This window comes from Streptomyces sp. NPDC050658 (assembly GCF_044457025.1).
GTDB lineage: Bacteria > Actinomycetota > Actinomycetes > Streptomycetales > Streptomycetaceae > Streptomyces.
The window spans coordinates 281,242-293,922 of the sequence record NZ_JBITGM010000004.1 but is presented as its reverse complement, the minus strand read 5'-3'; the positions used below and the strand labels follow the sequence as shown (position 1 = coordinate 293,922).

The window sequence follows — 12,681 nt, the reverse complement described above, 5'->3', positions numbered from 1 at the left end:
TCAGGGGTGTGCCGTGAGTCGTCCCGCCGCCACCCGCAGGCGTTCGCCCCGGAAGCGCTGCCGCAGCCGCCTGTCGTGCGACACCACCACCAGCGTGCCCCCGTAGCCGGACAGCGCCTCGTCCAGTTCCTCGACCAGGGCGGGGGAGAGGTGGTTCGTCGGCTCGTCCAGGAGGAGGAGATCCGCCGGGCGGGTCACCAGGCGGGCCAGGGCCAGGCGGCGGCGCTGTCCCACCGAGAGGCCCCGCACCGGGAGTTCGAGGTCCGCCTCCCGGAACAGGCCCAGCGCGAGGAGCCGGGGCGCGTGGTCCTCGGGCAGGCCCGGCAGTCCCTGCGCGAAGGCGTCGAGCAGGGAGCTCGTGGCCTCGGTGGTCGTGAGGTGGGGGATCTCCTGTGGCAAGTAGCCGATACAGGGCGGGAGTTGGACGTCGCCGCCGTCCGCCGTCACCACCCCTGCCAGCACCCCGAGCAGCGTCGACTTGCCCGCGCCGTTCGGCCCGGTGACCAGCGTGCGTGAGCCCGGATCGAGGACCAGGGACGGTACGGCAAGGCGCTCGCCCACCGCGACGTCCGTCAGCGAGACCGGACGTACGAAGGGATGGTCGCCGCCCGCGAGGCCGTCACCGGCCGTGAAGTGCAGCGGGTCCGGCGGGCGCGGCACCGGCTCGGCGTGCAGGCGGCGCAGCCGTTCCCGGGCGCCGCGCACGACAGAGGAGATCTGTCCCTCCACCGAACGCTGGTGGCGGCCGAAGCGGCGGCTCTCGCTCATCCGCCAGCCCGTCGAGAGCCGCTCGGAACCGCCCTGCGCGATCCGCTCCTGGCGGTCGACCTCCTCGCTCCACCGCCGATAGCGCTCCTCCCAGCGGCGGCGGGCCGTCGTCCGCTGCTCCAGATAGCCGTGCCAGCCGCCGCCGTACCGGGCCGCCGATCCTCGGTCCCCGTCCACCTCGACGATCACCCCGGCGACCCGGTCCAGGAACACCCGGTCATGCGTCACGGCGACCACCGTGCCCCGGTGCGCGCGCAGCCGCTCCTCCAGCCAGCCGAGCGCCTGGTCGTCCAGGTGGTTCGTCGGCTCGTCGAGCAGCAGCAGCTCGGGCCGCGGGGCGAGGACGCAGGCGAGCGCGAGGCGCGCGGACTCGCCGCCGGACAGCGAACCCAGGGCGCGTGAACGCTCCAGGTGCGGTACGCCGAGACCGTGCAGGGCGGCCTCCAGACGCGCGTCGGCGCGGTAGCCGTCGCGCGCCTCGAAGGCGGCGACGAGATCCCCGTACGCGGCGAGCCCGTCCGGACCGGCCGAGCCCAGCGCCGCCTCTGCCGCGCCGATCCGCCGCTCCAGGTCGCGCAGCTCGGCGAGCGCGTCGTCCACCGCGTCCTGCACGGTGGCCTGCGGCGGCAGCCGCAGCGTCTGCGCGAGATAGCCGGTGCCGCCGTCCGCGACGACGGCCACCTCGCCGTCGGCGGGCCGGTGCTCGCCCGCCATCAGCCGCAGCAGTGTCGACTTGCCCGAGCCGTTCTCGCCGATGACGCAGACCTTGTCGCCGGGCCGCACCGAGAGCGAGACCCGTTCGAGCACGGGCCGGTCCGGATAGCCGTACGACACCTCACGCAGGACGAGCTGACTCACGGTGCGCACTTCCCCCTCGGTCGGGCTTGCGGACCGGCTTACGCCGGCTGGCCGAACAGCTCCCTCAGCACGTCCTCCATCGTCACCATTCCCGCCAGCCTGCCGTCCGAGCCGAGCACCGCCGCCACATGCGTACGGCTGCCCCGCATCGCGGTCAGCACGTCGTCCAGCGGAGTGGTCTCCCGCACCTGCGCGATCTTGCGCATGTCCGGCACCCGGAACGGCAGATCGCGCGGCGCCCGGTCGAGCGCGTCCTTGACGTGCAGATAGCCGACGATGCGCCGGCCCTCGTCCACGACGGGGAAGCGGGAGAAGCCGGACTCCGCGGAAAGTCGCTCCAACTGCTCCGGCGTCACGCCCACATGCGCGTACACCACCCGCTCCAGAGGAAGCACGACGTCCCGCACCGGGCGGCGGCCCAGTTCGAGCGCGTCGTGCAGCCGCTCCTGGGCACGGTCGTCGAGCAGCCCAGCGTCGCCGGAGTCCTTGACCATCCGGGCCAGCTCGTCGTCCGAGAACGTCGCGGACACCTCGTCCTTCACCTCGACCCTGAGCAGCCTCAGTAGGCCGTTGGCGAACGCGTTGATCGCGAAGATCACCGGGCGCAGGGCACGGGCCAGCGCGACCAGCGGCGGGCCCAGAAGCAGCGCCGAGCGGACCGGCTCGGCCAGCGAGATGTTCTTGGGGATCATCTCGCCGAGCAGCATGTGCAGATACGTCGCCAGGGCGAGCGCGATGACGAACGAGATCGGGTGCACCAGGCCGTGCGGCACGCCGACCGCGTCGAACAGCGGCTCCAGGAGGTGCGCGATGGCCGGCTCGGCGACGATGCCGAGCACCAGGGTGCACAGCGTGATGCCGAGCTGCGCCGCCGCGAGCAGCGCCGACACGTGCTGCAGACCCCACAGCACGCTCTTCGCTCGCCGGTCGCCGTCCTCGGCGTACGGCTCGATCTGACTTCTCCGTACGGAGATGAGTGCGAACTCGGCGCCGACGAAGAAGGCGTTGACGACGAGCGTCGCCAGGCCGATCAGCAACTGGACGGCGGTCATCGCTCCTCCTCCGGGCGCTCGGTGGTCAACGGTGCGTGCAGCAGGACGCGGGCGGCGCGGCGGCCGCGGGCGTCCACGACATCGAGGCGCCAGCCGCCCACGTCGAGGCTGTCGCCCTTGGCCGGGATGCGGCCGAGTTCGGTGGCGACGAGCCCGGCGAGGGTCTCGTACGGCCCGTCGGGGGCCCGCAGGCCCACGCGGGCCAGCTGGTCGGTGCGGGCCGAGCCGTCGGCGGAGTACAGGGTGCGGCCCTCGTCGTCGGTGCCCGCGGGGGCGATGTCGGGCGTCTCGTGCGGGTCGTGCTCGTCCCGCACCTCGCCGACGACCTCCTCGACGATGTCCTCCAGGGTGGCGACCCCGGCGGTGCCGCCGTACTCGTCGATGACGACGGCCATCGTGCGCTTGCCGGAGAGCCGGTCGAGCAGTCGGTCGACGGTCAGCGACTCCGGTACGAGGAGCGGCTCGCGCATCAGCTCGGCGACGGGGTAGCGGGCGCGCCGCTCGGCCGGTATCGCCAGGACGTCCTTGATGTGCGCGACACCGACCACCGAGTCGAGGTTGCCGCGGTAGACGGGGAACCGGGACAGGCCCGTCGCACGCGTCGCGTTGGCGACGTCCTCGCAGGTCGCGAGCGCGTCGAGGGCGATGACCTGGACGCGCGGCGTCATCACGTTCTCCGCCGACAGGTCGGCCAGGTTGAGCGTGCGCACGAACAGCTCGGCGGTGTCCGCCTCCAGGGCGCCCTCCTTGGCGGAGTGCCGGGCGAGCGCCACCAGCTCCTTGGGGGAGCGCGCGGAGGCCAGCTCCTCGGTGGGCTGGATGCCGAAGCGGCGCACCGAGCGGTTCGCCGTGTTGTTCAGATGCGCGATGAAGGGCCGGAACGCCGCGCTGAACAGGCGCTGCGGCGTCGCCACGCGCTTGGCGACGGCCAGCGGCGAGGAGATCGCCCAGTTCTTGGGCACCAGCTCGCCGACGACCATCAGGAAGACCGTCGACAGGGCCGTGCCGAGCACCAGGGCGATGGAGGATGCCGCCGATGAGCCGATGCCCATGGAACGCAGCGGACCGGCGATCAGCTTGGCGATCGAGGGCTCGGAGAGCATGCCGACGATCAGGTTGGTGACCGTGATGCCGAGCTGGGCCCCGGAGAGCTGGAAGGTGAGGTTCTTGACGGCCTTGAGCGCGCCGGCGGCGCCGCGCTCGCCGCGTTCGGCCGCCCGCTCGAGGTCGCTGCGCTCGACCGTGGTGAGGGAGAACTCCGCGGCGACGAAGACGCCGCAGGCCAGCGACAGCAGGACCGCCACGAGCAGCAGGAGCACTTCGGTCATCGGTTCACCTCCGTCCCATGATCGGACAGGGACCGGGGGAATGCGCGATGTCGGGTACTGGGAGGCTCGCCCATGGGCGGACGCTCACACCTTTCCTTGGAATCGAAGTGGTCCGTCCATAGTAAAGGACCAGCAAAATGCGCCGATGCGGGCCGCCCGGGGCCCGGCGCGCGCGGGGCCTCAGCCGGTCAGCGGCTTGACCCAGCGGCTCCACTGCGGCTCGGGCGCGTAGCCGGCGGCGCGCCACGTGTGGTGGGCGAGATCGTTGCGGTCCAGGACCATCGCGTCGCCGCGCCGGCCCCCGAGCCGCACGAAACGGTCCTCGGCGGCGGCGAGCAGCGCCGAGCCCACGCCCTGACGCCGGTGGTCCGGGTGCACGGCGAGGCGGTAGAGGTGGCAGCGCCAGCCGTCGAAGCCGGCGATCACCGTCCCGGCGAGTACGCCGTCGCGCTCGGCGAGGATCAGGGCCTCGGGGTCGCGTGCGACGAGGCGGGCCATGCCGTCGGTGTCGTCGCTGATGCTCGTGCCCTCCGCGGCCTCGCGCCAGAAGCTCAGCACGGTGTCGAGGTCGGAAGGGGTGGCGGGGCGCAGTCGAAGATCACTCATGGGGTCGATGCAAGCAGTGCGCGGGCCCGGTCGGCGACTGATTTCCTGCTAGAATCTTTTTCTAGAAAAAGCTTCTAGAAACTGCTTCGGCTGGTCCAGACTCTGTTCCATGGTCAATCGTGAGTCCGGGCCGCCCCACAAGCCGGTGCCCGGAAACCCCTATGCACAGCCGACGCCGCCCGCCACAGGCGGCGGCGGACGCGGGCGCGGCATCCTCCTGGGCGCCGCGGCCCTCACCCTGGTGCTCGTCGGCGCGGGCACCTACGCCCTCACCCGTGACGACGGGGACGGCTCCCGCGAGCCCGTCGCGGCGGCGAGCAAGGACGCGTCGGACGGGGGCCCGTCGGCCACGCCGGAGCGGGACACCGAGGCGCAGGACGACGGCAAGGCCGCAGTGATCGACGTCAACGCGGGGCGCAAGCCCGGCGAGGCCAAGGCCTGGCTCGCCATGAACGAGATCAAGCTGCCGGGCAAGGGCGCGCGGCTCTACGACCCCTGGCGGGTGCCCGGCATCGTGGCCCAGGCCGAGCACAACGAGGTCACCGGCTACCGGACCACCACCGGAAAGCAGGCCTGGACGGTGCCGCTGCCCGGCGAGGTGTGCGACACGCCGGTCAACCCCACACCGGACGGCAAGGTCGTCGTCGCGTACACGGAACGCGAGTCCGAGCAGAACAAGAAGTGCGATCAACTCCAGGTGATCGACCTGAAGTCCGGCGCCAAGGGCTGGCACAAGCCGCTCGTCGCGACGGGCACGATGGACGACACCAGCATGACCACCCTCGCGATCAGCGGCGGCGCCGTCGTCGTCAACCAGGACATGATCGTGCGGGCCTACCGGATCAGCGACGGCAAACGCCTTTTCACCGCCGAGCGGGAGAAGGAAGGCGGCTGCTATGCGACCGGCGTCGCCGGGGGAGCCAGGCTGCTCGAGGTGGGGTCCTGCGGGGTCACCGACGACACCACGCGCGGGCGGCTCAGGAAGCTCGACCCGCGCACCGGCGACGTCAAGTGGCGCTACTGGACCAAGAAGGGCTGGAACATCCAGAAGGTCTACTCCGTGGACCCCGTCGTCGTGGCCGTCAAGAACCGCGAGGACATGGACAAGTGGGCGGTCGTCGCGGTCGACGACAAGGGGAAGGAGCGCTCCTGGACCCGCCTCGACAAGGGCCCCGAAGAGATTGAGATGTGTGCGGGGGCGGGGGACTCAGGTGAGGGCATGCAGAACTGTCCCGGCGCCGCCGTCGCCAAGGACAGGATCTACCTGGAGAGCAAGCCCACGGGCGGCGACGTGATCGGCCCGAACAGGGTCGTCGCCTTCGACCTCGCCAAGGGGAAGCGGCTTTGGGGCGCCGAGGTCAAGGGCAAGGGCCAGCTCACACCGGTGGCGGCGAGCGGCGGCGACCGGCCCGGAGTGATCGTCTACGCCAGGGCCTGGGTCGACAAGACCGGCCAGACGCTGCGGATCGGCCCCGACGGCGGCAAACCGGAGGTGCTGCTCAGGCACACCGAGGCGGCCCGGCCGATCGAGGTGGACATGACCGTGGGCTACACCCTCTACGCCGAGGACCGGCTGTTCGTGTCGCCGTCGTCCCTGGAAGGCAAGAACAACGGCACCGCGGGCGAGGAGGGAAATCCCCGCATGCTCTCCTTCGGCCGGTGAGGCGGCCGAAGGAGGACATACGGGGGTGCCCCGTGTCACCTCCGCCGGCGTCCCCGCACCACAGCGAACAGCAGTGCCCGCACCAGCAGTTGGAGTCACGATGACGCAGCCCGCCCCGCCGCCGGAACAGTCCCCGCAGGGCGCCTTCGGCCCGCCCCCGCAGGCACACAACCCCGGCTTCGGCCCAGCGCCCGGCGGCTTCGGTCCGCCGGCGCCCCAGCAGGGGGCGCCGGTGCCGGTCGTACCCGTCGTGCCCACCGAACCGCCCGGCGGCGGCGGGCGGTCCGGCAGACGCACCGTGGCCGTCGTCTCGGTCGTCACCGCGATCGCACTGATCGTCGGAGGCGGTGTCTGGTACGCCGCTTCCCTCGGGGGCGGCTCCAAGGACAAGGCCGATGCGAAGCCGGGTGGCGACAAGGCCGCGGTGAAGTACGAGAAGCCGAAGGAGCCGGTGCCCGCGGACCCCGAGGCCTACTTCAAGACCCAGGCCGTGCAGCCCAAGCTGCCCAAGGGAGAGGAGACCTGGCCGTCGAAGGGCTCCTGGCTCACCGACAAGGTGTACGCGAAGGCCTCCGTCAGCAAGATCGTGGGCGTCGACGCCACCTCCGGTGAGCGGCTCTGGGACCTGCCGAAGCCGGGACAGTCCTGCGCGGGCTCCCCGGGCATCGGCAAGGACGGCATCGCCGTCGTCGTCACGGCGCCGACCGTGAAGAACGACAAGGGCGTCCGCGCCCCGTGCACCGAGGTGACCGCGTTCGACGTGGACGACGGCACCAAGCTCTGGACCAAGTCGATCACCGTCGGCTACCAGAAGGAGAAGACACAGTTCAACCAGGTCACCATCAGCGGCGACACGGCGGCGGTCGGCGGTCTCTACGGAGGCGCGGCGTTCGACCTGAGCAAGGGGACGGTCCTGTGGGAACCCGAGCAGGGCGAGAAGTGCCGTGACGTCGGGTACGGCGGCGGCGATCGCCTGGTGGCGGTCCGCTCCTGCGGTGACTTCGGCTCGGAGCGGTTCAGCCTCGAGGTCATCGACCCGAGGACGGGCTCGGCGAAGGCGACCCACAAGCTCCCCGAGGGGGTCACCAGCCCCAGCGTCATCTCCACCGACCCGGTGGTCGTCGCCGTCGACTCCGGCGAGATCAGCGCGTCGGGCGCCACGGACGTCTTCGCCTTCGACGACCGGAGCAAGCGGCGCACGAGGATCCCGCTGCCCGACGACAGGTACCTGCACGAGTGCGGCACCGCCTCCATCGTCCAGGACTGCCGGGGCATCACGGTGGGCAACGGCAGGCTCTACGTGCCGACCGAGCAGCGCGACGGGACGGCGGAATTCTCGCGGACCAACGACATCGTGACGTTCTCGCTGGCCACCGGGAAGACCACGGGGGAGCGGCTCTCGGCGGGCGACAACTCGCCGATCTTCCCGATCCGCATGGACGGCGGGAACGTCCTCGTCTACAGGAGCAGCCCGGACGCCCAGGTGGTCTCCGTCGACGGCAGGACGCTGAAGAAGGAGAAGGTGCTCCTCGACGCCACCACCCGCCCCAGCACGCTCTCCCCGCTCCGCTCCGAACTCCTCTTCACCCACAACAAACTGTTCATCAGCTCCGACCTGCTCGCCCAGTACGGCTCGTCGGACAAGGGCACGGTCATGATGTACGGCTTCGCCGCCAAATAGCCGTACGGCTTCATTGCCGCGCAGCTGTGTGAAGATCTCGGCATGGTGTGGCTGAAGAGGAACACGAGGCGGACCCTCGGGATCGTGGCGGCGACGGGCGCGGTCCTCGCCCTGGCCGCCTGCGGCCAGGGCGAGAGCGCCGCGCAGGGGTCCGCGAACGGGAAGACCGGCGACCGCGAGGCGCGCTACAAGCGCGTCATCGAGGACCCGCACCCCAAGCCCGCGGACGTCGTCTGGGCCGCCGGAGCACCCTCCGGCGTGGCCCGTGCGGACGACGGCTCGCTGCTCCTGACGTACGACGCCGGCAACGTCGAGGACGACGAGGGGCCCGCCGCGACCGCCTGGCGCATCGTCGCCCCCGACGGCCGCATGGTCGCCGAGGACGCGGAGCACACGGACGCGGAGGCCGCGCGCGTCCAGTTCAGGGGCGGGCGCGGCGGCTTCGTGCGGGTACCGCCGGGCGAGGGCTCGGACGGGGTGTACGCACTCGACGTACAAGGAAAGCGGCACGAAGTCACCGTCAAGGAGAAGGCGCTGGCCACCCGTGCCGGCGATGTCCTGCTCACCGAGTCGGAGCCGACCCTCGTCTACCGCCCCGGCACGCACACCGCGGCGCCGCCCGTCGGAGTGCCGGACGACGCCCATCGCCTCGCCGTCGACGAACGGGGCACGACCTGGAGCCTGGTCCAGCCGCTGACCGAGGAACCCAACAGCGTCGCCTGGCGGGGTGGCGGCAACCCCGAGGGCTCCACCCGCGTCCTGCCGAAGCCCTACGTGGGCGGGAAGATCGCCGCACGGGGCGGCACCGCGGCGGTCTCGCTCATCAAGGGCGAGCGGACGCGCGGCCTCCTGGTGACGACGGACGGCGGCGCCGACTGGCGCACGGTCACGGGCGGCGGCATTCCGTGGCAGGACCTGAAGGGGCCCTCCGAGCTGCTGACCCTGGAGGCACTCTCGGACGGCCGACTCCTCGTCGGCGAGGACCGCGGCCGCCTCTGGCTCGCCGACGACCCCTCGAACCGCGGCTTCCACCCCCTCAAGACCCCGAAGAAGTTCACCTCCATCACCGTCCACGGAACCACCCTGTACGGCATCGTCGACGCGACGACGTCGACGTACGACCTGGTGGACGGCGAGGGACTGTGGACCTCCGACGACGGCGGCGAGAAGTGGACGCGGTTCGGGGGTCACCGGTGAGGCCACGGCGCCCTCACTCCCCGCGCAGCTCCTCGATGACCGGTCCGAACGCCTCGAAGTAGGGCTCCAGGATCGTCAGATACGAGAAGCCGAAGCGCTCCCGGTGCGCACGCACCTTGTCGGCGATGTCCCGGACGGAGCCGAACAGGAGGTGCGGCAGTTCGAGGGCCTCGTCCTCGGTGAGGTGCGGGACCATCTCCAGGAGCGGCCTGACCGCCGCGCGCGGATCGTTGGTGACCGCGACCATCTGCCCCAGGAAATTCAGCTCGGCCGGCTCGGCGCGCCCCGCCGCGAACCGCCGATAGGCGGCGACGCGCTCCTCCAGCTCGTCCGAGGTGATGGGCGTCATCACGCCCGCCCCGCCACCGGACACCGGCCGCGCCCCGGTGAACGCCGCGATGTCGGCGTGCCGCGCGGTCAGTTCCAGCATCCGGTCGCCGTTCCCGCCGATCACCAGCGGCGGCCGGGGCTTCTGCACGGGCTGCGGCTGATGCTCGTCGGAGGCGAAGAGCCGGTCCAACTCCTCGACCGTATGCCGCAGATGGGCCACCCGCTCACCCGGCGAGCCATAGGGCAGCCCCGCCAGGTCATGCTCCGCCTGTACGTAACCAGTGCCGAGGCCCAGCTCGAAGCGGCCGCCGGTGAGCGCGTCCGTGGTGGCCACCTCACGGGCGAGCAGCGCCGGATTCCAGAACCCGGCGTTCAGGACGAACGTGCCGACGCGCGGCCGTTCGGTGGCCTCGGCGGCCGCGACGACCGAGGGGAACGGGGCGAGCGTGCCCAGGTGGTCGGGGACCAGGATGACGTCGTAACCGAGTTGCTCCGCCTTGCGGCACTTCTTGCGCCACTCGTCACCGGTGGCGGGCGTGACCATGTTGACGCCGAAACGAAACGGGCGAACCATGAACTCTCCTTGTGACAATGGACAGTTGGCACAGCGATGCCCAGTCCATCACTCATGCGCGATGGCCGCCAGGACATTCATGCGCGACGCCCGCAGCGCCGGGAGCAGCGCCGCCGCGAGCCCCACGACCACCGATCCGATCACCACCGCGATCACCGTCGACCAGGGGATCGCGAACGCCTTCATGTCCTGGAGGGCGAGCACCTGTTGCGCCGCGACGCCCCACACCAGACCGAGCGCGAGCCCGAGCAGCGCGCCGAACACGGCGATCACCACCGACTCCAGCCGGATCATCCGGCGCAACTGCCGGCGCGCAAGACCGATGGCCCGCAGCAGACCGATCTCGCGGGTGCGCTCCACGACGGACAGGGCAAGGGTGTTGACGACGCCGAGCACCGCGATGATGATCGCGAGCCCCAGAAGCGCGTACACGAGATAGAGCATCACGGCGATCTGCTCGCGGATCAGTTCCTTGTAGTCGGCCTGGTCACGGACCTGCACCTGCGGATACGGGTCGAGCGACTTCTCCAGACGGTCGCGCAGGGTGTCGGGCCCGGTCCCGGACGCCGCGTTCACGTACACCGCGGACTCCTGGCCGCCCGGCACGAACTCCTCGACCGTCTTGATGCCGAAGAACAGTCCGCCCTCCACGCCGAAGCCCTCGGCGCCCTCCTGATCGGTGAGCGCGCCCACCGTCAGCTCCGTCTTGCGCCCGCCGGGGAACTCCACCGGCAGCTTCTCGCTCATACGTACGTCGTGCTTGTTCGCGAAGTCCCGCTCCATGGCGATGTTTCCGGGTGCGAGCGCCTGCGCGGACCCGCCCTCGGCGTAGGTGACGCGGGCGACGTCGTCGAGCCGTGCGTCGTACCCCGCCGCGGTCGTCTCCACGCTCTTGCCGTCCGGCAGCGCCACCTTCACCGGCGTGAACCGCTGCCGCACGACGAGCCCCGCGCCCTCGGTGTCCCGCACCTTCTCCGTGATCTCCCGCGAGAACGGGATGAAATTGCTGTTCTGTACGACGAAGTCGGCGCCCAGCGTCCGGTCGATCTGCTGGTCGAAGGACTTGGTCATGGACGCGCTCGCCACCGACATACCGGTCACCAGGGCGAGCCCCACCATCAGCGCGGCGGCCGTGGCGCCCGTGCGGCGCGGATTGCGCAGGGCGTTGCGCTGGCTCATCCGTCCGATGGAGCCGAATACGGCGGGGAACGCGCCGCCGAGCACCCGGATCACCGGGCGCACCAGGAGCGGCCCCGCGATGACGGTGGCGATCAACGTCAGGACCAGACCGAGGCCGAGCAGCGAGGCCGCCGACGAGGTCTTCGTGGCCGTCGCGCAGCCCACGAGGGCGGCGGCGCCCGCCAGCGCGACCACCGAGCCGATCAGCGCCCGCACCTTCAACGGCCGCCCCACGCCCGCGATCTCGGCGTCCGCGAGCGCCGCCATCGGCGAGACCTGCGCGGCCCGGCGCGCCGGGAGATACGCCGCGACGAACGTGACGCCGACCCCGACGACGTACGAGGCGACGGGAGTTCCCCAGCCGATGACCATCTCGGTGGACTTCAGGTTCATGCCGAGCAGGCCCATCAGCTCGATGAGCCCGGCCGCCAGGCCGATCCCCACCGCGAGGCCCACCGTCGAACCGACCGCGCCGAGCAGCACCGCCTCGGTGAGCACGGAGCGGCGGACCTGCCTGCGGTCGGCGCCGAGCGCGCGCAGCAGGCCCAGCTCGCGGGTGCGCTGCGCGATGAGCATCGAGAAGGTGTTGACGATCAGGAAGATGCCGACCAGTACGGCGATACCGGCGAAGCCCAGCATCACGTACTTGATGACGTCGAGGAACCCGCCCAGCTCGGACGCCGCGGAGTCGGCCTGCTCCTCCGCGGTCTTCAGGTCGTAGCCGGAGCCCAGTTCGGCCGCGATCCGGCGCTTGAGCTCCGTGTCGCTCACGCCGGGGGCGGCGTCCACGGAGATGCCGGTCGCCGCGTCCTTGTCGTCGAGCAGCTCCCGCTGGGCGGTCGGCGTGTCGAGGAAGACGAGGGCCGCGCCCGGATTGGTGGTGGTGAACGTGACGATGCCGACGACCTCGACCTTGAAGGATCCCGGCGCGGCGAGCACCGTGAGGGTGTCGCCGATCTCCACGTCCTTCTTGTCGGCCGTGTCCGCGTCGAGCAGCGCCTGGTCCCCGCCGCGCGGGGCGTGACCGGAGGTCAGCTCGACGGGGCTGCGGTCGGTGACGTACCAGTTGGTGGCGATGGTGGGGGCGCCGGTGGTCGGGCCCACCGACTCGTTCTCGCCGTCGACGACCGTGATGTTCTCGACGGCCGCGTCCACCCGGGTCCGTGCCACGCCGTCGACCTTCGCAACGCGGTCGGCGAGGCTCGCCGGGATCGTCGGCGTCTGGCCGGACGGAATCGCCTCGTCCAGGTCCTCCTTCGGCTCGACCGTCACATCGGCCGACGTCGAGGCGAAGAGCCGGTCGAAGGTGCGGGCCACCGTGTCCGAGAAGATCAGGCTGCCCGCCACGAACGCCACCGAGAGGATCACGGCGAGCGCGGAGAGCAGCAGCCTGCCCTTGTGCGCGAGAAAGCTGCGGAGCGTCGCCTTCAGCATGACCGCGGCCC

General features: G+C 71.4%; 9 protein-coding genes. 3 read left to right on the top strand and 6 right to left on the bottom strand.

Translation table 11 applies throughout. From position 1 onward, the window contains the following. The 4 genes from ACIBKX_RS16955 to ACIBKX_RS16940 form a co-directional block, all read right to left on the bottom strand. Positions 1–1,635 carry an ABC-F family ATP-binding cassette domain-containing protein gene (locus tag ACIBKX_RS16955; protein ID WP_399375812.1) on the bottom strand — a complete coding sequence of 545 codons (1,635 nt, stop codon included), beginning with the start codon at positions 1,633–1,635 and terminating at the stop codon, positions 1–3. 29 nt (positions 1,636–1,664) lie between these two features. Continuing rightward, complete coding sequence (locus ACIBKX_RS16950) at positions 1,665–2,678, bottom strand: hemolysin family protein (RefSeq protein WP_363272687.1); 1,014 nt, start codon at positions 2,676–2,678, stop codon at positions 1,665–1,667. Further along, positions 2,675–4,006 carry a hemolysin family protein gene (locus ACIBKX_RS16945; protein ID WP_363272686.1) on the bottom strand — a complete coding sequence of 444 codons (1,332 nt, stop codon included), beginning with the start codon at positions 4,004–4,006 and terminating at the stop codon, positions 2,675–2,677. Before ACIBKX_RS16945 ends, ACIBKX_RS16950 begins: the two co-directional genes overlap by 4 nt. 180 nt (positions 4,007–4,186) lie before the next feature. Next, the gene (locus ACIBKX_RS16940) at positions 4,187–4,612 is read right to left on the bottom strand and encodes a GNAT family N-acetyltransferase (RefSeq protein ID WP_363272685.1); all 426 of its coding nucleotides are present in this window, start codon (positions 4,610–4,612) and stop codon (positions 4,187–4,189) included. Positions 4,613–4,721: 109 nt separating this feature from the next. On the opposite strand from ACIBKX_RS16940, the gene ACIBKX_RS16935 reads away from it, so the two are divergent. From ACIBKX_RS16935 to ACIBKX_RS16925, 3 genes are all read left to right on the top strand, one after another. After that, on the top strand, positions 4,722–6,275 hold the full coding sequence (locus ACIBKX_RS16935) for a PQQ-binding-like beta-propeller repeat protein (RefSeq protein ID WP_363272684.1): 1,554 nt from the start codon (positions 4,722–4,724) through the stop codon (positions 6,273–6,275). Between the two features lie 100 nt (positions 6,276–6,375). Continuing rightward, a complete protein-coding gene (locus tag ACIBKX_RS16930) occupies positions 6,376–7,956 on the top strand; it encodes a PQQ-binding-like beta-propeller repeat protein (protein ID WP_363272683.1) in 1,581 nt (526 codons plus the stop codon). A 42-nt stretch (positions 7,957–7,998) separates the two neighbouring features. After that, positions 7,999–9,153 carry a hypothetical protein gene (locus tag ACIBKX_RS16925; RefSeq protein WP_363272682.1) on the top strand — a complete coding sequence of 385 codons (1,155 nt, stop codon included), beginning with the start codon at positions 7,999–8,001 and terminating at the stop codon, positions 9,151–9,153. 13 nt (positions 9,154–9,166) lie between these two features. Here ACIBKX_RS16925 and ACIBKX_RS16920 read toward each other — a convergent pair whose 3' ends face one another. Next, a complete protein-coding gene (locus ACIBKX_RS16920) occupies positions 9,167–10,057 on the bottom strand; it encodes an LLM class F420-dependent oxidoreductase (protein WP_363272681.1) in 891 nt (296 codons plus the stop codon). 48 nt (positions 10,058–10,105) lie between these two features. Further along, positions 10,106–12,670, bottom strand: coding sequence for an FtsX-like permease family protein (locus ACIBKX_RS16915; protein ID WP_363272680.1), 2,565 nt, complete (start codon positions 12,668–12,670; stop codon positions 10,106–10,108). Between the last annotated feature and the right edge of the window lie 11 nt (positions 12,671–12,681).